This is a genomic window from Candidatus Enterococcus leclercqii (assembly GCF_009933135.1).
Lineage (GTDB): Bacteria > Bacillota > Bacilli > Lactobacillales > Enterococcaceae > Enterococcus_C > Enterococcus_C leclercqii.
Window position 1 is genome coordinate 167,272 of record NZ_MAEH01000017.1, and the last position, 24,615, is coordinate 191,886.

The 24,615-nt window shown below is 46.6% G+C and carries 24 protein-coding genes; 3 read left to right on the top strand and 21 right to left on the bottom strand.

The genetic code is table 11. From position 1 onward, the window contains the following. Positions 1–78: 78 nt before the first annotated feature. On the top strand, positions 79–375 hold the full coding sequence (locus BAU14_RS11955) for a DUF2316 family protein (RefSeq protein WP_161900342.1): 297 nt from the start codon (positions 79–81) through the stop codon (positions 373–375). Positions 376–572: 197 nt separating this feature from the next. On the opposite strand, the gene BAU14_RS11960 is transcribed toward BAU14_RS11955, so the two are convergent. From BAU14_RS11960 to yfmF, 9 genes are all read right to left on the bottom strand, one after another. Further along, positions 573–1,499 (bottom strand): phosphotransferase, encoded by a 927-nt coding sequence (locus BAU14_RS11960; RefSeq protein ID WP_161900343.1) that lies wholly within the window; start codon positions 1,497–1,499, stop codon positions 573–575. A 250-nt stretch (positions 1,500–1,749) separates the two neighbouring features. Continuing rightward, entirely contained in the window at positions 1,750–3,318 is a 1,569-nt protein-coding gene (gene rny / locus BAU14_RS11965; protein WP_161900344.1) for a ribonuclease Y, read from the bottom strand. Positions 3,319–3,795: 477 nt separating this feature from the next. Next, complete coding sequence (recA, locus tag BAU14_RS11970) at positions 3,796–4,845, bottom strand: recombinase RecA (protein WP_161900345.1); 1,050 nt, start codon at positions 4,843–4,845, stop codon at positions 3,796–3,798. 187 nt (positions 4,846–5,032) lie between these two features. Further along, positions 5,033–6,280 (bottom strand): competence/damage-inducible protein A, encoded by a 1,248-nt coding sequence (locus BAU14_RS11975; RefSeq protein ID WP_161900346.1) that lies wholly within the window; start codon positions 6,278–6,280, stop codon positions 5,033–5,035. Positions 6,281–6,490: 210 nt separating this feature from the next. Next, a complete protein-coding gene (pgsA, locus tag BAU14_RS11980; protein WP_161900347.1) occupies positions 6,491–7,069 on the bottom strand; it encodes a CDP-diacylglycerol--glycerol-3-phosphate 3-phosphatidyltransferase in 579 nt (192 codons plus the stop codon). A 73-nt stretch (positions 7,070–7,142) separates the two neighbouring features. Further along, positions 7,143–8,078: a helix-turn-helix domain-containing protein gene (locus BAU14_RS11985; RefSeq protein ID WP_161900348.1), complete on the bottom strand. Its 936-nt coding sequence runs from the start codon at positions 8,076–8,078 to the stop codon at positions 7,143–7,145. A gap of 22 nt (positions 8,079–8,100) precedes the next feature. Continuing rightward, positions 8,101–8,826, bottom strand: a complete 726-nt coding sequence (ymfI, locus tag BAU14_RS11990) for an elongation factor P 5-aminopentanone reductase (RefSeq protein WP_161900349.1) — start codon at positions 8,824–8,826, stop codon at positions 8,101–8,103. Next, entirely contained in the window at positions 8,823–10,136 is a 1,314-nt protein-coding gene (gene yfmH / locus BAU14_RS11995; protein ID WP_161900350.1) for an EF-P 5-aminopentanol modification-associated protein YfmH, read from the bottom strand. The genes ymfI and yfmH overlap by 4 nt, the downstream gene beginning before the upstream one ends. After that, positions 10,129–11,397: an EF-P 5-aminopentanol modification-associated protein YfmF gene (gene yfmF, locus BAU14_RS12000; RefSeq protein WP_161900351.1), complete on the bottom strand. Its 1,269-nt coding sequence runs from the start codon at positions 11,395–11,397 to the stop codon at positions 10,129–10,131. Before yfmF ends, yfmH begins: the two co-directional genes overlap by 8 nt. Before the next feature lie 361 nt (positions 11,398–11,758). Here yfmF and mscL point away from each other — a divergent pair, with 361 nt between their 5' ends. Beyond that, entirely contained in the window at positions 11,759–12,235 is a 477-nt protein-coding gene (mscL, locus tag BAU14_RS12005; RefSeq protein ID WP_161900352.1) for a large conductance mechanosensitive channel protein MscL, read from the top strand. Positions 12,236–12,353: 118 nt separating this feature from the next. Here mscL and BAU14_RS12010 read toward each other — a convergent pair whose 3' ends face one another. From BAU14_RS12010 to BAU14_RS12065, 12 genes are all read right to left on the bottom strand, one after another. Further along, positions 12,354–12,800: a GNAT family N-acetyltransferase gene (locus BAU14_RS12010; protein ID WP_161900353.1), complete on the bottom strand. Its 447-nt coding sequence runs from the start codon at positions 12,798–12,800 to the stop codon at positions 12,354–12,356. Between the two features lie 78 nt (positions 12,801–12,878). Then, positions 12,879–13,118 (bottom strand): Veg family protein, encoded by a 240-nt coding sequence (locus BAU14_RS12015; protein ID WP_161900431.1) that lies wholly within the window; start codon positions 13,116–13,118, stop codon positions 12,879–12,881. Positions 13,119–13,378: 260 nt separating this feature from the next. Beyond that, a complete protein-coding gene (locus tag BAU14_RS12020) occupies positions 13,379–13,948 on the bottom strand; it encodes a sigma-70 family RNA polymerase sigma factor (RefSeq protein WP_161900354.1) in 570 nt (189 codons plus the stop codon). A gap of 74 nt (positions 13,949–14,022) precedes the next feature. After that, positions 14,023–14,556, bottom strand: a complete 534-nt coding sequence (locus BAU14_RS12025; protein WP_161900355.1) for an NYN domain-containing protein — start codon at positions 14,554–14,556, stop codon at positions 14,023–14,025. Then, positions 14,553–15,494 (bottom strand): 23S rRNA (guanosine(2251)-2'-O)-methyltransferase RlmB, encoded by a 942-nt coding sequence (gene rlmB, locus BAU14_RS12030; RefSeq protein ID WP_202622225.1) that lies wholly within the window; start codon positions 15,492–15,494, stop codon positions 14,553–14,555. The genes BAU14_RS12025 and rlmB overlap by 4 nt, the downstream gene beginning before the upstream one ends. Next, positions 15,481–15,882: a Mini-ribonuclease 3 gene (locus BAU14_RS12035; protein WP_161900356.1), complete on the bottom strand. Its 402-nt coding sequence runs from the start codon at positions 15,880–15,882 to the stop codon at positions 15,481–15,483. The genes rlmB and BAU14_RS12035 overlap by 14 nt, the downstream gene beginning before the upstream one ends. Then, entirely contained in the window at positions 15,879–17,291 is a 1,413-nt protein-coding gene (gene cysS, locus BAU14_RS12040; RefSeq protein ID WP_161900357.1) for a cysteine--tRNA ligase, read from the bottom strand. Before cysS ends, BAU14_RS12035 begins: the two co-directional genes overlap by 4 nt. Beyond that, a complete protein-coding gene (gene epsC, locus BAU14_RS12045; protein WP_161900358.1) occupies positions 17,284–17,817 on the bottom strand; it encodes a serine O-acetyltransferase EpsC in 534 nt (177 codons plus the stop codon). The genes cysS and epsC overlap by 8 nt, the downstream gene beginning before the upstream one ends. Before the next feature lie 512 nt (positions 17,818–18,329). Further along, positions 18,330–19,790: a glutamate--tRNA ligase gene (gltX, locus tag BAU14_RS12050; RefSeq protein ID WP_161900359.1), complete on the bottom strand. Its 1,461-nt coding sequence runs from the start codon at positions 19,788–19,790 to the stop codon at positions 18,330–18,332. A 285-nt stretch (positions 19,791–20,075) separates the two neighbouring features. Continuing rightward, the gene (locus BAU14_RS12055; RefSeq protein WP_161900360.1) at positions 20,076–21,254 is read right to left on the bottom strand and encodes a PIN/TRAM domain-containing protein; all 1,179 of its coding nucleotides are present in this window, start codon (positions 21,252–21,254) and stop codon (positions 20,076–20,078) included. A 75-nt stretch (positions 21,255–21,329) separates the two neighbouring features. Then, positions 21,330–22,700 carry a DNA repair protein RadA gene (radA, locus tag BAU14_RS12060; protein WP_161900361.1) on the bottom strand — a complete coding sequence of 457 codons (1,371 nt, stop codon included), beginning with the start codon at positions 22,698–22,700 and terminating at the stop codon, positions 21,330–21,332. 61 nt (positions 22,701–22,761) lie between these two features. Further along, a complete protein-coding gene (locus BAU14_RS12065) occupies positions 22,762–23,286 on the bottom strand; it encodes a dUTP diphosphatase (protein ID WP_161900362.1) in 525 nt (174 codons plus the stop codon). A gap of 493 nt (positions 23,287–23,779) precedes the next feature. Here BAU14_RS12065 and proB point away from each other — a divergent pair, with 493 nt between their 5' ends. Further along, positions 23,780–24,592: a glutamate 5-kinase gene (gene proB / locus BAU14_RS12070; protein WP_161900363.1), complete on the top strand. Its 813-nt coding sequence runs from the start codon at positions 23,780–23,782 to the stop codon at positions 24,590–24,592. Positions 24,593–24,615: the final 23 nt, after the last annotated feature.

A 24,615-nucleotide genomic window follows, 5' to 3' on the forward strand; every position in this document is an offset into this window, starting at 1 on the left:
CAACCGAAGATTAAGAAATTTTTTTGAACGCTTTTTCGAACGAACATTGCCACAACTATCTGATTGGAGGAAGCCGTTATGTCATTGACCAAACAGCAACAAACAGACACCATCGCTGAATTTAACGAAAACATACGCCGCTTGGGGCAACCATTGACCACTATTGCTGTAGCACTTCATACCACCCCGGAAACAATCGCAGCTGTCGCTCAGCTAAACGCTCGCCACATCGAGGACCCCTGGATCTTGCGCAACTATTTATTGGACCAGCTACACACCGCAAACATCCCGCATCAACCATTTACTGCCTTAATCGGAGACTATCGTGACTATTGGTTTTTGAATTCACAGCGGATTACCCGGGGTCATTTATGATAAACTAAGGAAAACAATCCTGCCGCTTTGTTCGGCAAGATCTGTCCGCCAAAGCAAAAGACAAGTCACTTCCATTAAAAATCCGTGGAAGTGACCTGTTTTTTCATCGTTAAAATTTCAAATGCTGACTACTCTTGATTTCATCAAAGCTAGTAGCGTCATTCACCCAATAGGATAAGAAAGGACTGCTGCAGTTCTTAGGCTTCCAACTCCGCTACCAACTTACAAAGTCTTCTGTAGCACTGCTGCTCTAATGGGGTCTGCAACTCATCATCAATGATTTGAGGCAAATGCCACAATGCCAGCAAATACTGAAATAGCCATTCCGCTTTCAGATCCATCCAAAACTCACCAGAACGACGCTGGGACTTAATCGTTGAAGATAAGCCTTGATAAAATGCCGCTATTGCCCGCCTGCCGTCTATCTCAGAAATCGGATATCCGCCTGTCACCTCTTTTGAAAAGCCTGTAAATGCCAAAAATCGGGCAAGATCAGCTACATAAGTCCCCCTTCGACCATAGCCCCAATCAATCAAACAGACCTCATCTTTTCGCCACAGAACATTGATTGGCAACAAGTCATCATTGGTGAATGTCAGTGGCATTTGGCACCGACGCTTTTTGTATGCAGCCAATCCACGGGCAGCGATTGAATGTGGTAGCAGCTTCTGCTCTAAACGTTCAAAAACTGATGAAATCGGATCTGCAGGAGGTTCGTTCATTGCAACTCCCGCATTCACTATAGTGGCCAAAGCTTCACCAAAGACTTCAAATATCCGCCCCGAGGCACTGCGCATGTCCTCGCCTTCAAAAAAGCTGAGCAGCAGCCACTTCTCATCAGTCGCATCTGCCACCACCCTTTGCAATACAGGGACTGCCAAATGTTGTTGATCTGTGAAGTGCGTCATCTTTTGCAACTGTTGATAAGCGGCAATTTCATTTGCTTCAGCTCGCTTAAAAATTTGCCGGTGACCCGCTTCATCAATCAAAAATACCTGATAGGTTTTGTCTAAAATATTATCAGAGAACTGTTGGATTCTCGCTTCATTACTGAATCCGCCTAGCTTACGAATCTTCGGAAAATCCTGTGTTCCGGTACTCCCCATCTTGCCTCTCTCCTCCATGAATGGACGCCTGCTTATTCCCCTGCGATTAGAAAATCCTGCCACGCTCTCCTTCATCAAAACAGTGCTGTCTTCAGATTATCTGAATTTTTGCGATACATTCTCATCAGTCGCTCTTACTGGCCATTATACTATGCACTGCCAGCAAAAATCCTCATAAACCAAAGCCCTTTTTACAGCAGCTGTCACCAGTTTCTCTTCTACAACAAAAAACCACTGACAACCGGAGCTGTCAGTGGTTTTCTTTGCTTTATTTGGCGTAGTCGACTGCGCGGGTTTCCCGGATAACAGTGACCTTGATGTGGCCTGGATAATCCAAATCGTCTTCGATCTTTTTGCGGATATCCCGAACCAGACGGGCAGCGTCCAAATCGGAAATTTCTTCCGGTTTGACCATGACCCGAACTTCGCGGCCGGCTTGGACGGCGAAACTGGATTCGACGCCAGCAAAACTGTTGGAAATATTTTCCAAGTTTTCCAGACGACGGATATAGTTTTCCAAGGATTCACTGCGGGCGCCCGGACGAGCTGCCGACAGTGCATCTGCAGCTGCCACCAATACGCTGATGACAGAAGTTGCTTCTACGTCACCATGGTGAGAAGCGATGGCATTGATTACCACCGGATTTTCTTTGTACTTGGCAGCCAATTCGGCGCCGATTTCCACGTGGGAGCCTTCGATCTCATGATCCAATGCTTTCCCGATGTCGTGCAAAAGACCTGCTCGTTTAGCCAACTGGATATCTTCACCCAGTTCAGCAGCCAAGACACCAGTCAATTTTGCAACTTCGATGGAGTGGTTCAATACATTTTGACCGTAACTGGTTCTGAAACGCAAGCGTCCCAAAATCTTGATCAAATCCGGATGCAGCGTGTGGGCACCCACTTCAAAGGCCGCTTGTTCGCCATACTCCCGAATGCGTTCATCCATTTCCTTGCGAGATTTTTCCACCATCTCTTCAATACGGGCCGGATGAATCCGACCGTCTTGAATCAATTTCTCCAAAGTCATACGAGCAATTTCCCGACGAATCGGGTCAAAGCCTGACAAGACGACTGCTTCCGGGGTATCATCGATGATCAAATCGATACCGGTCAAAGTTTCCAAAGTACGGATGTTGCGGCCTTCACGACCGATAATCCGACCTTTCATTTCATCATTTGGCAAGGAGACTACGGATACCGTATTTTCAGAGACCGAATCAGCAGCACAGCGCTGGATTGCCAGTGACAGCAGGTTTTTCGCCTTGCGGTCAGCTTCTTCCTTCGCCCGTTGCTCGGATTCTTTCACCATCAGCGTCAGCTCATGGTTCAGCTCCTCTTCCGTCGATTTCATGATAATCTCTTTTGCATCATCGCGGGATAATCCAGCGACACGTTCCAACTCTTGCTGTTGATCCCCGATCAGTTTTTCGACTTCTTTTTCTCGCTCGTCAATTAATTGCTGTTTAGAACTAAGTGTTCGCTCACGATCTTCCAAGGAGTGCTCGCGCTTTTCGATGGAATCGTCTTTACGATCCAACATCTGCTCCCGCTGCAGTAAGCGATTCTCTTGTGATTTGATTTCGAGCTTGCTTTCCTTCAACTCACTTTCGATTTCTGCACGATACTTCTGGTTTTCTTCCTTAGCTTCCAACAATGCTTCTTTTTTCAGAGTTTCCGCATCTCTTTGCGCAGTCTGGAGAATACCTTGCGCTGAGTTTTGCGCGCCGGCCAGTTCTTCAGCATGTTCTTTTTCATGCTTGTTCTTGGCAACGACGAATCCTGCTAAAAGACCAACAATTAAACCGATGATAGCGAGGAGAATATAAAGTCCCATTAAATCCACCTCCGTACTATCGTATTTAGTTATTCTTGTAGTTTTTTGATAAACTTTTTTAAATGACATTATCAACATGCCTACATTCGCATGCGTGCAAAGTGCACAACTTTATTCTAATGTTTGTAAAGGGGACTGTCAACTTTTTAAAGGGGAAAAGGCGCCGGCTGAACCCACGGAAAACCTTGTTATTTCAGATATTTTACTGAAAAGAAACACCCCTGTTTACAACCCTTATTGCAGCACGATTTCCTTCTTAAAAAAAGAATTAAAGAGACAAATTTAAAGGTGCAATCCCTCGCTTCATCCAACTAAAAAAGTTCGTTTTTTTAATTCTATAAAAAGATAGCCCTTGTCATTTTTGCTATTACTGACAGATTGTATGATTTCTGACAGTCCTTTTACTCTCCAATCACGAGATTAAAAAAACACCCACCAACAATAAGCTGGCCGGTGTCAACAGAGACTAAATTATGATTATTCTTCGTCCAATAGCAGTTCTTCTTGTCCTTCAGGATCTTCGGCAACGATTGCGGCTTCTCCGATTCCGTAGGCTGCTCGAACCAATTGGTTGAGTTCTTCTTTGAGCTCAGGATGGTCTTTGATGTAGTTCTTCGCGTTGTCGCGGCCTTGGCCAATCCGATCGCCTTTGTAGGCATACCAAGCACCACTCTTGTCCACGATATCCTTTTCCACTGCCATATCCAAGAGCTCACCTTCTTGAGAAATTCCCAAGCCGTACATGATGTCGACTTCAGCAATTTTGAAAGGCGGTGCAACCTTATTTTTTACAACTTTGATCTTGGTTCGGTTCCCGATAATATCGGTACCAGATTTCAGTTGTTCCGCACGGCGCACTTCCAAACGAATCGTTGCGTAGAATTTCAACGCACGCCCCCCGGGAGTCGTTTCCGGATTACCAAACATGATCCCGACTTTTTCACGAATCTGGTTGATGAAAACAGCAATTGTTTTGGTTTTATTGATGGAACCGGACAACTTGCGCAGTGCCTGAGACATCAGACGTGCCTGCAACCCTACGTGAGCATCCCCCATCTCACCATCAATTTCCGCCCGTGGAACCAAGGCGGCTACTGAGTCGATGACGACGATGTCCACTGCACCACTGGATACCAAGGCATCAGCGATTTCCAAGCCTTGTTCACCGGTGTCTGGCTGTGACAACAGCAATTCGTCAATATTCACACCCAATTTTTGGGCGTACAAAGGATCCAACGCATGCTCGGCATCGATAAAAGCTGCCGTTCCGCCTTCTTGTTGGACCGAAGCAATCGCGTGCAGCGCGACTGTCGTTTTACCAGAGCTTTCCGGGCCGTAAACTTCAACAATCCGGCCACGGGGATAGCCGCCAACACCTAAAGCTACGTCCAAAGCCAATGAACCACTTGGAATGGTTGAAACTCGCTGATCAACCTTTTCTCCCAGTTTCATGACGGCACCTTTACCGTAACTCTTTTCGATTTTTTTCAATGCAGCATCTAAGGCTGCTTTACGATCGTCTGCCAAATGATGATCCTCCTTAAAGTGTCTATCCTCAAAGCGAAAGTCGGTCTCAAACTGCGCCAGGCCGCCTTCGTTTTCTATCTACCATTACGTTTAATGTACTCTTATGATAGCTTTTCCCATCTAAAATTGCAAGAAAAAGCGAACATATTTTCGCATTTCTTTAAATTACTTTTTTGGCTGATAATTCTCAGCCTTCAGACAACATTGCCCGGCGTAACAGATCCAATCCCGCCATGACTGCACTGTGACGGACATAGGCCCGATCCCGGGTGAAGTGATACAACCGACTTTCCACCTCGCCGGCTTGCGCCAATGCCAGCCACACGGTTCCCGCTGATTGTCCCTCTAATTCCTCCGGTCCGGCAACTCCGGTAAAACTCACGCCAAAATCAGCGCCAGCTTTTTCACAGGCTGCCAAAGCCATCGCCTCCGCACATTCGCGGCTGACAGTACCATATTTTGTCACGAGCTCCGGCGAGATTCCTAAAAAGCGTTCCTTCGTGTCCGCGCCATAGGTCACAAAGCCACCGGCAAAGACTTCAGACACCCCCGGAACATTGCCCAACGTTGCCTGAAACAGCCCACAAGTCAGGCTTTCGGCTGCGGTCACTGTTTTGTGCTTCTCTTTCAGTAACGCCACCACCACCTTCTCCAGACTGTTTTCCTCCCCGTAACCGTAAAAATAAGCCCCGACTTTGTTCATAATTTGTGCTTCGGTTTCTGCCAGCAGACGTTCGCCTGCTGCCTCATCGTTGGTTTTGACTGTCAACCGTACCGTCACTTCATTTGGCTTGGCATAAGGAGCAATAGTGGGGTTTGACTGGTTGTCAATCAATTCAGCCAGCTCGGTCACTAACTTGGATTCTCCAATACCGTAAAAGCGCAACACGCGCGACAACAAGTGTTCATGCTGTGGCAATTGACGGGCTAAAAGCGGCTTGGCATGGTGTAAAAACATCGGCTTCAATTCACTGGGAGGTCCCGGTAAAAGAAGATACGCCGTTTGTTGCGGCTTTTGATAAAAAATTCCCACAGCTAAGCCGGTTTCATTCGGCAATGCTTCGCCGTGTTCAAAAACCAGTACCTGCCGCAAATTATTAGGCGTCATCGGTCGCAGCGCTTTTGCAAAAAAGGCTTCCAAATTGGCCAAACCCGCCGCATCTTGTACCAAGTCTTCGCCGACAAATTCCGCGGTGACATCTTTGGTCAAATCATCCGTCGTTGGGCCTAACCCGCCACACAACACAACCAGATCACTGCGCGACTCGGCAGTTTGTAAAAGCTGCATTAACCGTTCCCGATTGTCCCCCACCACACTGTGATGGTACACTTCAAAACCCATTCCAGCCAATTCCTCAGATAAAAATGTCGCATTGGTATTGGTAATCTGCCCCAATAAGATCTCGGTTCCTACCGCAATGATTTCTGCTTTCACTTGTCTACAGCTCCTTTTTTTATCTGTTCTGCCTGTCACACTCAGCAGAACATCGCAGCTAAAGTATAGCATAGCTGCGCTTTTTTCCCGCAGAAGGTCCTTCGCTGCAGACGCTTTTCTTTCAAAAAATTCACAGCTCTAAAAACAGCAAAAAGCGCTGCTCATAATAATTGAGCAGCGCTTGATTTGATAAAGTGACTACCGCTTCTCTTACATAGAGCCTTTGAAAACGGCGGTATTTTTGGCGAAATAATCGACCCCTGAGTAAATCGTAAAGATCAAGCAAGCGTACAGCATAATCTGATCCAGTGGCAGGCCCATCAAACCAAAAGGAATATTGTTGATGAACAATAAGATGATTGCTACCATCTGAGTTGCTGTTTTGACTTTTCCCGGCCAAGCAGCTGCCATCACTTCCCCGTGTTCGACAAGTAACAAGCGCAGGCCGGTTACTGCCAACTCACGGCAGACGATAATTGCTACGACCCAAGCCGGTGCTTTGCCAAGTTCAACTAGCATGATAAACGCCGTCATCACCAACATTTTGTCTGCCAAAGGATCGGCAAACTTACCGAAATTGGTCACCAGGCCGCGGGAACGGGCAATTTTTCCGTCTAGCCAATCAGTGATACTAGCCACAGCAAAGATGACAGCTGCCACCAGATGTGTGACTGCCAGACTCGTGTCGCCGACAGTTAATGTGCCCCAATCCAGCGGCAGCGCCAGGATTAGGATAAAGACTGGAATCATACAGATGCGGATCACAGTCAGTTTATTTGGAAGATTCAATGGGAAATACCTCTTCTCTTTTTTATTGTATCTATGGTGCAGAAAAAATGACTTACTGATTTTTCAAAAAGACCTACTGTTGGGTGTTGCTTCCAGCAGCTTCTTGGTACGCCACCGTCAAATTGATGGTTTTTCGCAAGGCTTGCATGCCTGCTTCCGTAAAGAGCAGGTCATGGTCGTTGACTTTGATTGCAATATTGGCGCTAGCCCCCAAAATAATGCTGGCTTCGGTGGTCCCTTCTGGTAAGGTGGTGGATTGTGCCTCGTTGGCTTGCAAGGTGTACTGATAAACGTACCCGCCATTGACAATCACCCCTACCCAGCAAGGGCCCGTTGCCTGACCTTGAAAATCCAATTTTAAAGGTGCTTTTGCATCGTTGATCTGGACATTCGCCACTTCTTGGGTATTGCTGATCATCTCCATGCTCATGACTTTTTCAGCCGGTGCGCTAGAAGATTCAGTGGTACTTTCCTGTGGAGCAGGCTTAGAAGAACTCGCTTCCGCAGCTTTTGATTCTGTTGTGGAGGATTCTTTTGGTTTATCCACCACTACCGAAGACCCCGGATCCGTCAAGATTGGATCAGAATTGCGGTCTTGAATCGTCTGCCAGGCCACGACCCCAATGATCGTAATTGCCACCAAGCTGAAAAAAATCACCGGTAACAGACGCACCACCGGACTTCCGGTTTTCTCCTCGACATGGAGGGCTTTGCGCGAGCCTTGCACCGTTTCCGGCTGCGGACGTTTTGGTGGCGGCGGTGTCAAACTTTCTTTGCCGTCCAAAACATCAACCAGCCGATCGCCATCTTCGCCGACAGCCTGGGCATATTGGCGCACAAATGCCCGCACATAAAATGTACCGGGCAATGAGTCAAAATCATCATTTTCAATTGCTTCTAGGTAGCGGCGTTGGATCTTAGTGATCTGTTGCAGCTCATCTAGAGACATGTTTTTATTCAAACGGGCCTGCCGCAGTCGCTGGCCGACAGTCGTTGCAACGTTTTCCACGTAGTCATCTTCTCCAGTCTTATCATGACAGCCAGCCGCCGGTCACCGGTATCGTGACACCTGTCGTATACTGGGCCTCCTCTGAGAAAAGGTAAGCGACAGCTGCTGCTATTTCGTTAGTAGCCGCCAGTCTTCCCAGCGGAATCTCATCAGTCAAGGTTTCAAGTTCGCTATCTGTGAACGTATGGTTCATCTTGGTATCCACTGCCCCCGGAGCCACACAATTAACGGTGATTCCCAATGAAGCAACTTCTTTGGCATAGGCTTTGGCAAAACTCTGCTGTGCCCCTTTGACACCGCTGTAAACCGTCTCCATGGCACTACCGGACAAGCCGTAAACCGAGCCGATAAACACCACGCGCCCTTGTCCGCTTTGTCGCAGTTTAGGCTGTAATTCAGACAATAACAATAACGGAGTTTCCATGTGAATCTTCCACAAGTTTTCCATATCGGTGCGGCTGTGTTCAGACAATAAGCCATACTTGGTAAATCCGGCGGCAAAAACTACGCCGTCTACTTGGAATAAATCTGCCAGAAACGCCGGTATTTCACGATAGTTCAACATATCTAAGCATACCATAAAAAAATCTTGGTGAGGATAGCTTTCAGACAGTTCACTAACAAATTTTAAGACTTTTCTTTCATTACTGTAACAATGACAATACAAGGACCAGCCAGCTTGTGCTAGACGCCGGCAGACAGCCTCCCCAATATCCCCGGAGGCTCCCATCACCAGTGCCGTTTTCATGCCTCTGTTCCTTCTTCCGGATACAAAAAGTACCGACAAAAGGCTTCTTCTTTGATCAATATTTCGGCAGCTGCCAACACATCTTTCAAACGAATCGTGCGGATCAGCTCCGGCACATCAAAGATCGTCAACTCACCGAATTGGCTTTGTGTGAACTGATTGGCGATATATTCCAACGAATTTAAGGATTGGAAATACTTGCCCAACAGCTTTTTCTTCAACAGCTCCAGATTGGCTTCGTTGACTTCCGGGTCCTCTGCGTAGCCCAAAAGAATCTGTTGCACCGCATCAATCATCACCTCTGGCTGGTCACTGTCACCATACAGACCGGCAAAGTGGAAGCCGCGATCCAGATTGTATTCAAAGCCAAAAGAATCGTCGATGATTCCTTCGTTGTATAGCCGCAAGTAATTGCTGCTGGTATTTCCCAATAAGAGTGCCAATAACAGATTCATAGCATAGCGAAAACGCAACAGCTCGGCAGGATCTTCCGGCAATTCTGCCATTAGCCCCCGAATCCCCAACGCTCCTTTTCCACGAGTCAAAGGCAATTGCCGGCTAGCAGTCTTGCGAATCTGCTCCAAGGACTCAGCAGGAAATACCCGTTGAATCTCGCCGGCTTCAACGGCTGGGAACTCTTTGCCGGATTGGTTTTCTTTGATCCAAGCCATGGTCTCTTTTGGATCGATATTACCTACCACCAAGAGCTTCATGTTGCTAGGATGATAGAAGGTGTTGTAACACAAATACAAATCGTCAGCGGTAATCTGATCAATTGTCGCTACCGTTCCCAAAATATCCACTGCCAAAGGATGCTCCGGGTACAAACTTTCCAAGAGACCGGAAAATTGGACGAAATACGGATCGTCTTGGTACATACCAATCTCTTGTCCGATGATTCCTTTTTCTTTATTGACGCTGTCTTCTGTAAAATATGGTTCCTGAACGAAATCCAGCAGTGTTTCCAGATTCAAGCGGATATTATCCGTCGCAGAAAAGAGATAACTCGTCTTCGTAAAGCTGGTAAAGGCATTGGCACTAGCGCCTTGCTTACCAAACGTTTGAAAGATGTCACCGGCCTCTTTTTCGAACATTTTGTGCTCCAAAAAGTGGGCGATACCATCGGGGACTTGGACAGCTTCGGTTTCCCCCAGTGGCACAAAGGTATTGTCGATACTGCCATAATTGGTGGAAAACAGGCCGTATGTTTTATGGAACCCCGCTTTAGGTAGCAAAAAGACCGTCAAGCCATTGGGGAGAACTTCGGTATAAAGAGTTTCATTGATTTGTTCATATTGAATCTTACGCATTGGCTCCGACTCCTTCCAGGAAATAGACAGCTTTTAATTTGATTGAGCGGGCGACTGCTTGGACTTGCGCCACTGTGACTTCGTCGATCATCCGCAGAAAAGCGTCATCTGTCAAAGCCGCTTGGGGCAGCCAATTGTCCAAATACGCCCCTTCAATCAGTGCCTGTGGATTATCCAACGACAGCAGGTAGGAATTTTTTAACATCGCTTTTGTCTGAGCCAATTCTTCATCAGTAATTGCTCCTTGCTGCAGATTTTCCAACTGTTGTGCTACCAAATGCAGTACCTTGTCCCGGTTAGCTGCATCAATCCCTGTCTGAACATTGACAAAGCCCCGGAAGCTATCGTAGCTGGAGGAAGCATAGTAAGCCATACTTTCCTTTTCCCGGACATTCATAAACAAACGAGAATGTGGGAACCCGCCAAACAATCCATTGAAAACCATCAATGGGAATCGACGCAAATCTTCATAAGCAATGTCGGTCCAGTAGCCGATATTCAGTTTGGATTGGGTCAATGGCTCTTGTTCTTGTTTTTCCGTGATTATATTATCAGCAGCCGCTTCAAAATAGATTTCTGGATGAACTCGCTCAGTTTGTGGGAAAGGCAACACGGAAACCAGCTCCTCAGCCTCTTTCTCACTCAAGTCGCCTACGAGAAAAATGTCCACTTGATCGTTTGCCAACATTTCTGTATAGGTAGTCACCAAGTCTGCTGCCTCGAGATCGGCCAAAGTCGCCAAAGTACCAAAGCTTGGCACCTGCTGATCGGCATCTTCCTTGAAGAAAAGCTGCTGCAGCTGCAACGAAGCATAGGACTGCTTGTCCTCGTCGATGCTTTTGATGTAAGCCCGCAGATTTTCCTTTTCTACAGCAAAGGTCTCTAGATCAAAGACCCCTTCCTTGATATTTGGTGCAAAGAGAATTTCCTTTAGAAAATCCAGCCCTTGTGCCAACAATTCATCGTCTGCCACGTATTTGCCATTGACTAGTGTCATAGCCACATTAATTTGATGCAAGGCACCCTTTTTAGCCATACTGACACCGAAGCTTGCACCATACAATTCTGCCAAACGGCTGCTCAATGCTGTTTGAGTAGCATAACGCTTGCTGTTTGTCTCCAATAAAGAAGTTAACAATGTGCGGGCTGCTGCCGTCTGTTTTTGATGACGGGCAGAAAAACGGATAAATAGCCGCACCGTTTTGAATTTTTCCGTCGGGATCGTATGTAGAAAGATCCCCGGTTGGATCTGTTTAGTCATGTTGTGTCCCCTCTCTTGAAAAAGGTCGTTTTGAAACACTGGCAAAAAGCCGCCTGTCTCTTCAAAAAGCACCGATTTCCTGCTTTTATTTTGCAGCAGTCGCTTTTCTACCACAAACAAGTAAAAATCACTTGTCACTGAAAAAAAAACGAGGCCAAATTTTCAAAGCATTTTCACTAAATTATAGCATATTCCGAACTTTTCTTGATTTTCCAAGACCTTTAGCAGCTGTCATATTATTTCAGTTTTTGCTTTCTCTCCGCTATACTTGTAAGAGAAATTATAACTGCTTGTAAACCCCTTTTCTTTGAAGAACTGGTTTGCAGCTAAAACTTACTATTCAAAAAGGAGGAATCATTTCATGATTAAAGAATTTAAAGAGTTTATTATGCGAGGCAGCGTCCTTGATCTAGCCGTCGGTGTCGTAATCGGGTCTGCCTTTACCGCTATTGTCACAAAAGTGGTGGAAGGATTGATTACACCGTTAGTTGGACTAATTGTTTCACTGTTTACAAAAGGTAAAAAACTTGATGAAGCACTCGGAGTGTTGGATTGGAAACCTGAACCAGGTGTAACATTCAAATTCGGTGATGTAATCAGTGCGATCATTACTTTTCTAATCACTGCTTTTGTGCTTTTCCTGGTGGTTAAAGCAGCAAACCATGCCAAAAATTTGACTGCCCGCAAAGAAGACGAGCCGGAAGAAGAAGCACCTGCAGATACTACTGAAAGCCTCTTAAAAGACATCCGCGATTTGCTGGAAACACAAGCAGCTGCTACAAAACCAGCCAACACCAATTCAGCCAAAGATGACTTGGACAACAACAGCACTTACTGAGAATCCGCCCTTTGATTCTTTCTGACAATAATTGCCTGGAAATAATAAAACCCCTGCCTAGCTTGGAAAGACCGACATCTACCGGTCGTTCCAAGACTGTGCAGGGGTTTTTGGGTTTTTAAAGTGGGACGGCTTCTCGCAGCATCTTCACATGAGGAATATCATCTTCCAGATATACCTCAGAAACAGTGTGAAAGCCAGCTTTCCCGTAAAATTTCTGCAAGTGCGCTTGAGCACCAATCTCTATCGGCCGCTGAGGAAATTTGGCCATTGCCACCTGCAACAATTCTTGAAGCAGTCGCTCTCCCAGATGATGTGCTCGTTGCTCCTGCCGTACCAAAACCCGGCCCAAATGACTGACTTCCTCATTTCCGTAGACCCGACCGTATGCGGCAATCTGGCCTGCTTCATCTGTCAGCCAAACATGCCATGCCTGTTGGTCAATCTCATCAATTTCTTGATACGGGCAATTTTGTTCCACAACGAAAACGGCCACCCGCAGCTTGGCAATTTCCAGAAACTCTGTTGTCGTCAACTGATTGAAATGTTTATTCTTTACTTCCATCGGCTACTCCTTTATCTACGTTTTTTGCCAAAAGAAAAAGAGCTCGGCACACTCGGCCAAACTCTCGCTTCTTCGTACTCATTGCCCCAGAAATTCGATCTCGACAGTACGGGTCAACACGTCAGAATAACTGTAAGAAACCCGTTCGAAAGAATTTTCTTCGGGATCCAGATCTACCACAAAAACAGATGGGTAGGTCTCTGTCAACACGCCTTTGCGTTCTGTCTGACGCTTGCGGCCTGTTTGTGCAACTAACATGATCTCGCTACCGATACGACATTCCAAATCTTTTTTGATTGACGCTAAAGTTGTTGGCATCGCGTTCACCTCGAATGCCATTTTACCACATCTTAAGGAAAATTACAAGTTTATCATAACAAAAAGCTCCTGACAATCCATAATTTCAATATTTTTGAAGAAGCGACATTTTTTTGCGTAAAACTGACCATCTCTGGCTTTTACCACTCACTAAAAAATCAAACTTCTCCAAAATGTAAGAGGTTGCATAACAAAATATGACTTTCTCAGCAATTTGCTGACGTGACATTCTGCAAGCAACCCCTTACTTTTGTTTTCGATCACTTCTGAATAAATCGTAAATTTTGATACAATTTACGTCGAGAACGTTCATACGCATAGCGAATCTGCCGGGTGGGTTGGGAGCGTTTGGCTGCGATGGCCTCTAACTCCGCCCCTTTCAAATACTCGCCGAAAACCTCTTGTTCAAGCTTCGACAAATCCCCCCGAAACGTGCTTAGTGCCTCCTCCACCAACAACTGTTGATCAGCCGGTGGTGCCCACTGTCCCACATTGCTTTGAAAATCTGGCCCCTCTTCGGCAATCTTCGCTTCCAACGAAACGGCCCCCACCAGACAGCGGCGTTTGTAAGCGGCTTGTTTGCGAAGATGGGATTTGATGGCGTTTTCAAAATTCTTCTTGAAAAAAGCACCAATCGTCACCCCCATAGCCGGATCATAGCGTTGCAGGGTTTCGTAAAAAACGATGCGTCCTTCTTGTAGCCAGTCATCGGCATCAAAATCCCGCAAATAGTAAATTCCCTGCAAGCGATAGATGATTGGTCGATATCGTTCAAACAACTCTACAAAAGAATCTTCGCACCCTGCTTGTGCTTGACGAATCAAAGACATACAAAACCCCTCCCCCAAAAACTGCTTTCTGAGGAAAGGGTATCATGACACTTTTTAGAAACTTCTCATTTAAGCTACCTTTTTTTCTTATCAGAAAGTTCCTGTAGTTTTTCCGACAACTCCGTCAACTGCTGGGGGCTCCAGGGTGAGTTGCGTCGGAAATCCGTAAACTTCAAGTCTTCCTGATGGCCGGCAATCTGTTTTTCCGTCTTCTCAATCGTCTTGTATAACTCTCTGGCAGAAGTTCTCAGGGCGCCTTGAGAGAAGATTACCCATTGCTCTGCCAAATCGCTGGTTGCCACTGTCACCTGGGTCAGGCGATTATTCAATTCACCAGCAACCCGCTCGATATAGCTGTCGGCGGTCTCCCCCTCTTCGGTAAAAACGACTTCTAACAGATATTTTGTGAAACGAGTCGTGATCCCAGGTACAAATTGGGCATCAAAAACGACGATAATCTCGATTCCTTCAAATTTGGCGTAATTGGACAAGCGGTTCAAAAGTGCATCACGGGCATCTTCCATCTTGTCTTGCTTTTTCAGTAACACCAACTCCGGCCAAGCCCCGATCATGTTGTAGCCATCCACGATCAAAAGCTGCTTTTTCATGAGCCGCCACCACTACGCTTCCGAAATGCTTCATAGATCAGCAGACCTGCCGCCACACTGGCATTTAGACTTTGGACGTGACCCACCATCGGAATCGTCAACAGCTCATCGACTTCTTTCGCTAAACCGGCACTCATTCCCCGACCTTCATTGCCGATGATTAAGGCAATCTTACCAGAAGCATTCCAGTCGGTATAAGCGGTGCCGGACATCGCCGTGCCAAATACCCAAAAGCCGGCTTCTTTCAGTTGCTTGATGCCCTGACTCAAATTGGTAACCCGCGCCACTGGTACGTGTTCAACAGCGCCGGTAGAGGTTTTAACCACGACTGGTGTGATTCCCACCGCCCGATGTTTTGGAATAATAATCCCGTCCACGCCGGCAGCATCTGCTGTCCGCAGAATTGAGCCAAAATTGTGGGGATCTTCCAAATTATCCAAGATCAAAAAGAACGGCTCGGGCTTTTCCGTTTTCTCCAATAGTTCTGGCAATGACAAGTATTCATAAGGGGTGATTGCCAAGACCATGCCCTGATGGACACCATCGTCACTCATGGTATCTAGTTTTTGTTTCGGTACCCACTTGACTGGAACACTGTGTTCTTGGGCCAGCTGCTTCAATTCCTCAACTTTTCCCCCGCGGGCATCTTCCAGCATGAAAAGCTTGTTGCCTCGCCCTTGTTTCAAAGCTTCAGCCACCGCGTGATGACCAAACACGAAATTCTCATTTTCCGGAGAAGTCTGATCAAAACTTCCATTGCCCTCTGTCGCTGCCGGTCGCTGCTCTCGTTTTGGTCCTTTATTGCCGTCAACTTTTCGCTTGTCATCAAAACGGCGACCCTTCTGATTATTTCTCTTATTGCCGCCGTTGCCGTTGCTCCGCTCATTTTGGAGGGAGCGTTCCCCGGCTTTTACTGGACGTCGCTTATTTTCCTTCATTTTCTTCACCTACCTTCTCGATACACCAAGCTACCAGCTCATCTAGACGTTCTTTTTGGTCCGTGAGGTGGAGATAGCCCATCAGTGATTCAAAGCCTGTAGCTACCCGATACGTGGTGATATCGGCATTTTTAGCGCTGGTGTGGCTCTTAGAATTACGCCCGCGCCGATAAAACAATTCCTCTTCTTCATTTAGAATGCCTTCTGCCAGCATTTTTTCCATCAGCATGGCTTGGGCTTTGGCTGAAACATAATGCGTCGCCATTTTATGCAGTGTGTTTGGTCGGGTCTGGCCACTTTCCACCAGAAAATCTCGGATATACACTTCATAGACGGCGTCTCCGACATAAGCCAATGCCAAGCCGTTCAATTGTTTGTGATCTCTCATGCGTCTCTTCTCCACCGGGTTCCTTGAGGTGTGTCCTCCAAGATGATCCCTTGCGCCTTCAATGTGTCTCGGATTTCGTCACTGCGGGCAAAATTTTTGTCTTTGCGGGCCTGGTTGCGTTCAGCAATCAAGCCGTCAATCTGTTCATCCAACAGATCTTCTTGAGCAAATTTTATCCCGAAGACTTGGAGCCAACTGGCAAATTGCACCAGTGCTGACTCCAAAACAGCCGCCGAAACTGCCGGCTGTTCGCTGTAATTATTCAGCCATTTGGCTAATTCATAAACCACTGTGATGCCGTTAGCTGCGTTAAAATCGTCATCCATCTCAGCTACAAATCGCGCTTCTAATTCTTGCAGCTGTTCCTGCCGCTTTTCATCATCAGATAAACCGGCTGCCGCTTGAGCCAACCGGAATTCGGCATTTTCTTTGGCGGTTTTTAGTCGCTGCAAGTTGTTCGCTGCGTCTTGCAGTGTTTTCTCGCTGTAACGAATCGGCCGGCGGTATTGTGTTGTTGCCATGAAAAAGCGCAGCACTTGCGGGTCCACGACTTTTACAATGTCATGGACGGTCACAAAATTTCCCAAGGACTTGCTCATCTTCTCATCGTCATCCCCGATGGTGACATAGCCGTTGTGCATCCAGTAATTAGCAAACTTCTTCCCAGTTTTGGCTTCACTTTGGGCAATTTCATTTTCGTGATGAGGAAATTCCAAGTCTTGGCCACCGCCATGAATATCGATGGTTTCTCCTAAATGTTTGGTAGCCATCACCGAGCATTCGATGTGCCAGCCTGGGCGTCCTTGACCCCAAGGAGCACTCCAAAAAATCTCCCCCGGCTTGGCAGACTTCCACAAAGCAAAATCCAATGGGTCTTCCTTGATGTCTTGTTCACCGCCAGTCCGCTGACTTGCCCCTACTTCCAGTTCATCAATGGATTGATCCGAAAGTTTGCCGTAATCAGCGAATTTACGCGTCCGGTAATAGACATCGCCATTGACAGCATAGGCATAGCCTTTGTCAATCAGCACTTGGATAAATTCAATGATATCTGGGATATGATCCATCACGCGGGGATTCAACGTTGCCGCTTCGATATTCAGTGCGCCGGCATCTTCTTTGAAAGCAGCAATAAAGCGATCAGCGACTTCCGGTGCAGTTACTTGAAGTTCTTGGGCCGCCCGAATGATTTTATCGTCTACATCGGTAAAATTGGAAACATAGTCCACCTGATAGCCGCGGTATTCAAAATAGCGGCGAATCGTATCAAAGGCGATCGCGCTTCTGGCATTACCGATATGGATGTAATTATAAACAGTTGGTCCGCAGACGTACATTTTGACACGGCCTGCTTCCAATGGTTTGAATTCTTCTTTTTCACGGGTCAACGTGTTATGAATTTTAATCATTTTTAACTCTCACTCCATTCAGTCTAACGACACGGGCAGGAGCTCCCACCGCCGTCGCATTATCGGGTATATCATGTAAAACAACAGAGCCAGCACCGATTTTGGCGTTTTTTCCGATAGTAATGGGCCCTAAAATCTGGGAATGGGCTGCGATCATTGCACCGGTTAAAACCGTCGGATGGCGTTTGCCTTTGTCTTTGCCGGTGCCACCCAGCGTTACGCCGTGGAACAACACCACATTTTCCTCCACCACTGCCGTCTCGCCGATCACGACCCCCATGCCGTGATCAATGAAGACGCCAGCTGCAATCTGCGCACCTGGATGAATCTCGATTCCCGTTAAAAAGCGCCAAAATTGGGCATTTATTTTTGCCAATAAAAACAAGCGATGCCGGTATAAAAAATGCGACCAGCGATGCCAAAACAGCGCGTGAAATCCCGGATAAGTCAAAACGACTTCCAGCGTACTGCGGGCCGCTGGATCATTGGCTTTTGTGGTTGCGATTGCTCGTTTGAACCACCCCATACTATTTCCCCCTTTACTGCAACTTCCTTTAGCCGCAAAACCTGCGACTTCCCCTTAACAAATAGTCATCAAAAGCTGTCCTGAGAGCACCTGCTTAGCCAGCATCTGTCATGTGTCCCTGTCAGAATTGAAGTCTGGCTTTTCTCTCATTGTAAGCTGAAAAAAACACACGGAGGCGTATTTGCCGTAAGTTTCCTTACGTCAAAAGACGCCCCCGCGTGGTCCCACTTTTGTTTACAGAAACGATTGCAACAATCCTCTTCTCGGCTCACTGATTAGAGAAGCTGCCTTGCACCTTTCTGCCTCAAAATGGGTAACGTCCATCCTACGTAGCCGGTCTTGGCCAGCTCCACTCCCAGATGCATTTCCCGCCGGCTTTTTGACTGCCTTTCAGCAACATAGCAGTCTCTCTGTAAAAAGGCGCTGACGGTACTTCGTCTGTTCTTCGTGTTTGTTGATAAATGATGATTTCCCGCAGCAAAAACTAGCGATTGCAACTTTGTCAGCTACGTTTATGCTAATGCTTTATCTAAGTTAGCAATAGTTGCTTCTTGACCCATGATTTCGATAGTATTCGGCAAATCTGGGCCGTGCATTTGACCAGAAGTAGCGATTCGGATTGGCATAAACAAATTTTTGCCTTTAATGCCGGTTTCTTTTTGGACTGCTTTGATAGAAGCCAAGATGTTTTCCGGTGTGAAATCAGTCAAACTTTCCAATTGTCCTTTGAAAGCTTGCAAGACTACTGGTGTCGTTTCTTGTGCCATAATTGTTTTGCCTTCTTCTTCTAATTCCGGATGTTCACCGAAAAACAGACCAGAAAGTTCCACGATTTCAGCTGCAAAACTCATTTGTGGTTGATAAAGAGCCACAACTTTTTTTACCCAGGCTTTCTTGTCAGCAGCTGGATTTTCTTCAACACGACCGGCTTTCACTAGAAAAGGCAGACACATGTCGGTCAATTCATCCAGATTCATTTCTTTGATGTAGTGGTTGTTGACCCACGCCAATTTCTTAGCATCAAAGGCTGCCGGAGACTTGCTCAAACGTTTTGGATCGAACATTTCTACCAATTCAGCTTGTGAGAAGAGCTCGTCTTCTCCCACTGGTGACCAGCCCAACAGCGCGATAAAGTTGAACATCGCTTCTGGCAGATAACCCAATTCACGGTACTGCTCGATAAACTGCAGAATGGATTCATCCCGTTTAGACAATTTTTTGCCGGTTTCAGTGTTGATGATCAACGTCATGTGACCAAATTGTGGTGGGGTCCAACCAAATGCTTCATAGATCATCATTTGTTTCGGTGTATTGGCAATATGATCGTCCCCCCGCAGTACGTGGGTGATTTTCATCATGTGGTCATCCACAACTACTGCAAAGTTATAAGTCGGCATGCCGTCACGTTTTTGGATAACAAAGTCGCCGCCGACATTGTCTGATTCAAAGTGAATGTCCCCTTTGACCATATCTTTAAACGCATACTCGGTATTTTTTGGTACCCGGAAACGAATCACCGGTTCCAAGCCCTGTGCTTCTTTTTCAGCTTGCTCTTTTGGTGTCAGATGGGCACATTTGCCGCCGTAATGAGGCATTTCCCCACGGGCACGTTGGGCTTCTCGCTCAGCTTCCAATTCTTCTTCGGTACAGTAACACTTGTACGCCCGATTGGAAACCAGCAGTTGGTCAATCAAAGGTTGGTAGATTTCGCCGCGTTCTGATTGACGATAAGGACCGTATGCACCAGGTTTTTCCGGGGATTCGTCCCAATCAATTCCCAGCCAAGCCAGATTTTCCAATTGTGATTTTTCACCGTCAGCGATGTTGCGCTTTTGGTCGGTGTCTTCGATGCGGATGATAAACTCGCCATCATTGTGGCGGGCAAATAAATAGTTGAACAACGCCGTCCGGGCATTGCCGATGTGCAAATGGCCGGTAGGGCTCGGTGCGTAACGTACACGGATTTTACTCATTTTATCTCTTCCCTTTTGGTTGGAATTTTGGTAAGCCTATTCCTTGTAATTCTACAATCAAAGTCCTCATTAGTAAAGTGTGACAGCCAATTAATCCCTGCTGGCAGTATTCTGAATTCCGTGAAGGTTCATTTTTAATTTATGAGAAAATTTTTCTTGCAGCAAAACTGACACCCGTGGATAAGCTTTGTGAGGCCTAATTTTTAACTCACAAAAAAACAGCCGTAAAAATACCGCAACACCTGAAACCAACAGGTATTGCGGTATTTTTTAATAGCAATCGCCTCAACGACTGTTACGATTGGTCTTATTGCCACCTTTGTTGTGATTGCCGGAAGTGCTGTCGGATTTATTGTCGATGCCACGCCCAGAATGAGCTGGCTTGGCAAAAATCATCCGTCCAGCAGCGGTTTGCAGTGCGCTGGTGACGACAACAGTGATGCGCTCGTTCATGTAGTGCTGCCCGTCTTCTACGACTACCATCGTGCCATCATCCAAGTAAGCTACCCCTTGTTGACGCTCGGTACCGGCTTTCACCACCAGCACATCCATGTCTTCTCCAGGAATCACTACCGGTTTGACCGCGTTGGCCAACTGATTGATGTTCAGCACGGGAACATTTTGAAATTCGGCTACTTTATTCAGATTGTAATCATTGGTGACTACCGTGCCGTCCAACAGTTTTGCCAGTTTCAGCAGTTTGCTGTCAACTTCTTGGATGTCCTCGAAATCACCGTCATACATCTCAACTGAAATCCCATCCTCTTTTTGCAAAGCATTCAGAATATCCAGTCCTCGCCGTCCCCGCACTCGTTTCAAACTGTCACCGGAATCAGCGATATACTGCAACTCATAAAGAACAAAGTTAGGAATCAGGATTGTACCTTCGATAAAGCCAGTCTTAGCAATGTCGTAAATGCGGCCATCAATGATGACGCTAGTATCTAGAATCTTGTATTTGCGGAAATGATCGTCTGCTTTGCGATCCAACATTTCCTGTTGAGATTCCGCTGCTTCTTCTGCTTTTTTCTTATTGGAGGTAAAGATCTTCTTCCATTCATCAATCCGTGTAGTAGAAATCTGAAAACCCAGATACCCCAGCAAGATCATGATCAAAAAAGGTGCGACGCCTTTTGCAAAAGGAATATCCCAATTGTAAAAAGGTAGTGAAATGATGACACCGATCAAAAGACCGATGATGGTGCCGATTGCTCCAAATAGCAAGTAGGTGAGGCTGAGCTCACTGAGTTTTTTCTCAATGTAGTTGAGGGCGGCAGAAATATATTTCACCAGGAATAATGACAATAAATAGAAAATAAGTGCTCCGATAATTAAGTTGGTGAACATATTATTGAGCCATTGGTTGTTCCCTTGTTGGATCGCATCCCAAGCGACCGGCATAAAGGATACCCCCAGGCTTGCCCCCGCCACCACAAGTAAGATGGTGATGACGCGTTTTTGCATGTGTTTTCCTCCCATTTGTGTATCGTTTATTTGGCGGCGAGCCCTTCGTATTAAAAAGTAGCCCGCCTTTGTTAATTAGCCGAAAACTTTTTTCAGCGTCTCAGCAATAGTAGAGACAGGTACGATGGCAATTTCTTCAGGTGGCTCCCAACCGCCGAGATTATTTTTCGGCAGGTACACCTTGGTAAAGCCTAATTTTTGGACCTCTTTGACGCGTTGCTCGATGCTGCTGACCCGGCGAATCTCGCCCGTTAGACCGATTTCACCAATGAAGCATTCGGTGGGTTCCGTGCCTTTTTCCTTATAACTGGAAGCAATCGCCACCGCCACTGCTAAGTCGATGGCCGGCTCGTTCAGCTTGACCCCGCCGGCAGCCTTCAAGTAGGCATCTTGATTTTGCAACAGCAGGCCCGCCCGTTTTTCCAAAACCGCCATAATCAATGACACGCGATTGAAGTCTAAACCGGTGGTGGTCCGCTTGGCATTGCCGAACATCGTGGGTGTTACCAACGCTTGAATCTCCACGAGAATCGGCCGACTGCCCTCCATCGCCACCACGATTGCTGAACCGGTAGCACCAGCTAAGCGTTCCTCCAAGAAAACTTGCGAAGGATTCGCCACTTCATGAAGACCATCTGCCTGCATTTCGAAGATTCCAATTTCATTAGTGGAACCAAAGCGATTTTTTACAGCTCGCAGAATGCGGAAGCTGTGATGCTTTTCCCCTTCGAAATACAACACCGTGTCTACCATATGCTCCAACATTCGGGGACCGGCGATTGCCCCTTCTTTCGTCACATGACCAACAATAAAAATAGCAATGCCGTTGGTTTTAGCGATTTTCAGCAGTTCAGCTGTCGTTTCCCGCACTTGGCTGACAGAGCCTGCCACACTGGTTATATCCGGCTGAGTCATGGTTTGGATGGAATCAATGATGACATAATCAGGTTCCAGGTCCTCGATTGCTCGTGCCACTTCATGCATGTCCGTCTCAGCGTAGAGGTAAAATTCCGTCTCGATGCTGCCTAGACGTTCCGCCCGCATCTTGATTTGCTCGGCGCTTTCTTCTCCGGAGACATAAAGCACCTTGCCGCCGACGTCTGCCAGTTGTTGCGACACCTGCAAAAGCAGCGTGGACTTCCCGATACCAGGGTCCCCACCAATTAGCACTAATGAGCCCGGAACAACTCCGCCTCCCAAAACTCGATTCAGCTCGGCAAGTTTTGTTGCCACACGAGGTTCTTTTTTGGGCACAACTTCAGCAATCTTCGTTGGCCGGGTCTTTTCTCCGGTCAGCGATGCACGAACGCGGCGATCATTTGTATCTTGGATCGTCACTTCCACCATCGAATTCCAGCTGCCACAGTTCGGACATTTCCCAAAATATTTCGGTGCGATATAACCGCAATGCTGACATTCAAATTGTACTTTGGCTTTTTTTGCCATGATTCTTCAGGCACCTCCGTTATGCTTCATTTTACCATAGAAGGGGCCTTTTTTAATAACCTCACTGCTGCCCGGTAGATCCGAAGCCGCCAGTCCGTTCCCCTGATGCGACATCTTGGTCTGCCTTCAAAAACGGCAGGAAGATACCTTGCCCGATTCGTTCCCCTTTTTTGATAGATACGTCAAAAGGGCCGAAATTGATGAATTGAAACATGATATGGCCTTCATTGTCAGGATTACCGTAATAATCGCTGTCGATGACCCCCACGCCATTTGCCAAAATCAGAAAGCGCTTATGAGAATTGCTGGAACGATTGGCCAGCTGCAAAAATTCATCCTCGCCCATGTAGGCTTTGACGCCAGTCGGAACCAAGACCGGTTTCACCTTCTTTTGGACCTCCGCTACAGCATCTTCACTCATCAATGCTTTAACCGCATCTAAAATGCCCGATTTCCAAATACTCGGTACGACTACATCCACCGCCGCCTCGAAATCGTAGCCTGCTGCTTGCTGTGTTGCCCGTACCGGTAAGTTGATATTGCTTCCTTGATAAGCCGAAACGACTTCAAATCCGCGCTTTTTCATGAATTTGTTCCCTTCTTTCGTACATTATCAGCCTATTTTAGCATATTGTCACAGGACAAACGGCGCATTTCATGAAGAAATCAGGAAAAATTCACAACTTGGTCTGTTCCGCTGTTCCTTCACTCCCCTTGTTTTTGAACAGTGCTTTTTGATATGTAAAATGACTCTCTCTGAAAAGTTCACCATCTTCACTCTTAGTTTTTCGTCCTCACTAGTATCAGACATCTATTAGAGTCAGTAGCTGTTTAAAAGGTTGCAGTCATTAAAAAAATTCATTTTTTGTGATTATAGCACCGCACACCTTTTTCCACCTCTTGAACTGGCGGATTTCCTTTTTGCTTCAGGAAATCTTGCACTGCACAATGAATGTTTCCCAATGTTTCACATGAAACATCCGTCATTTTCAGGAAAATCTGCTTAAAATTATCTGACAATTATTATTTTACGGATGAAATCCCTGTCGAAACCTTGTACAATGGTAGGAAATAAACAAATGGAGGAGATCGTTGTGCGGGAATCATTGCAAAATGCCAAACGGATCGTTATCAAAATCGGAACCAGCTCACTCATCTATCCCAACGGCAATATCAACTTGTCGGGAATCGATCAGCTGGCTTTCGTACTGACTGATCTGGCCAATCAAGGCAAAGAAATCATCCTAGTTTCATCCGGTGCCATCGGAGTGGGAATGAATAAACTGGGGCTGGCCGCCCGACCGACCGCAATCCCGCAGCAACAGGCCGTGGCCGCTGTCGGTCAAGCAGAATTGATGAATATCTACAACCAACGATTTCTCACCTACAGCCAACAGACAGCTCAAGTACTCTTAACCCGGGACATCGTAGAATTTCCAGAAAGTCGAAAAAACGTAATCAATACTTTGAATCAGCTGCTGGCGATGAAGATTATTCCGATTATCAATGAAAATGATGCCGTGGCAGTGGAAGAACTGGACCATCAAACCAAGTTCGGCGACAATGATCAGTTGTCGGCTATCGTTGCCCAAATCACAGAAGCTGACTTGTTGATTATGCTTTCGGATATCGACGGATTTTATTCCGCCAATCCCGCTGTCGATCAAGAAGCAATCCTCTACTCAACAATCCACGAAATTTCTGAAGAAACCATGGAGCGCGCTGGCGATAAAGGCAGTCGCTTTGGTACTGGCGGCATGGTCAGCAAATTGAAAGCTGCTCAGCGAATCCTGGAGGCCGACAGCGCGATGGTTTTAGCTAATGGGCAAAAGCCACAAGTAATTTTTGACATCCTCGCTGGTGCTGAAATTGGTACTCTGTTTTGTAACTGACATCTCTAAGAAAGGCGTGAAAT

Bases quoted from the DNA above. Each gene is read 5' to 3' on its own strand.
- gltX (WP_161900359.1), bottom strand. From the start codon at position 19,790: ATGAGTAAAATCCGTGTACGTTACGCACCGAGCCCTACCGGCCATTTG.
- BAU14_RS11955 (WP_161900342.1), top strand. From the start codon at position 79: ATGTCATTGACCAAACAGCAACAAACAGACACCATCGCTGAATTTAAC.
- BAU14_RS12015 (WP_161900431.1), bottom strand. From the start codon at position 13,118: ATGCCAACAACTTTAGCGTCAATCAAAAAAGATTTGGAATGTCGTATC.
- rlmB (WP_202622225.1), bottom strand. From the start codon at position 15,494: ATGAAGGAAAATAAGCGACGTCCAGTAAAAGCCGGGGAACGCTCCCTC.
- proB (WP_161900363.1), top strand. From the start codon at position 23,780: ATGGAGGAGATCGTTGTGCGGGAATCATTGCAAAATGCCAAACGGATC.
- radA (WP_161900361.1), bottom strand. From the start codon at position 22,700: ATGGCAAAAAAAGCCAAAGTACAATTTGAATGTCAGCATTGCGGTTAT.
- rny (WP_161900344.1), bottom strand. From the start codon at position 3,318: ATGGGACTTTATATTCTCCTCGCTATCATCGGTTTAATTGTTGGTCTT.
- yfmH (WP_161900350.1), bottom strand. From the start codon at position 10,136: ATGCGTAAGATTCAATATGAACAAATCAATGAAACTCTTTATACCGAA.
- cysS (WP_161900357.1), bottom strand. From the start codon at position 17,291: ATGATTAAAATTCATAACACGTTGACCCGTGAAAAAGAAGAATTCAAA.
- BAU14_RS12065 (WP_161900362.1), bottom strand. From the start codon at position 23,286: ATGAAAAAGCGCGGATTTGAAGTCGTTTCGGCTTATCAAGGAAGCAAT.
- BAU14_RS12020 (WP_161900354.1), bottom strand. From the start codon at position 13,948: ATGTCTTTGATTCGTCAAGCACAAGCAGGGTGCGAAGATTCTTTTGTA.
- BAU14_RS11960 (WP_161900343.1), bottom strand. From the start codon at position 1,499: ATGGAGGAGAGAGGCAAGATGGGGAGTACCGGAACACAGGATTTTCCG.
- mscL (WP_161900352.1), top strand. From the start codon at position 11,759: ATGATTAAAGAATTTAAAGAGTTTATTATGCGAGGCAGCGTCCTTGAT.
- yfmF (WP_161900351.1), bottom strand. From the start codon at position 11,397: ATGACTAAACAGATCCAACCGGGGATCTTTCTACATACGATCCCGACG.
- BAU14_RS12025 (WP_161900355.1), bottom strand. From the start codon at position 14,556: ATGAAAAAGCAGCTTTTGATCGTGGATGGCTACAACATGATCGGGGCT.
- BAU14_RS12055 (WP_161900360.1), bottom strand. From the start codon at position 21,254: ATGCAAAAACGCGTCATCACCATCTTACTTGTGGTGGCGGGGGCAAGC.
- BAU14_RS12010 (WP_161900353.1), bottom strand. From the start codon at position 12,800: ATGGAAGTAAAGAATAAACATTTCAATCAGTTGACGACAACAGAGTTT.
- epsC (WP_161900358.1), bottom strand. From the start codon at position 17,817: ATGGGGTGGTTCAAACGAGCAATCGCAACCACAAAAGCCAATGATCCA.
- ymfI (WP_161900349.1), bottom strand. From the start codon at position 8,826: ATGAAAACGGCACTGGTGATGGGAGCCTCCGGGGATATTGGGGAGGCT.
- BAU14_RS12035 (WP_161900356.1), bottom strand. From the start codon at position 15,882: ATGAGAGATCACAAACAATTGAACGGCTTGGCATTGGCTTATGTCGGA.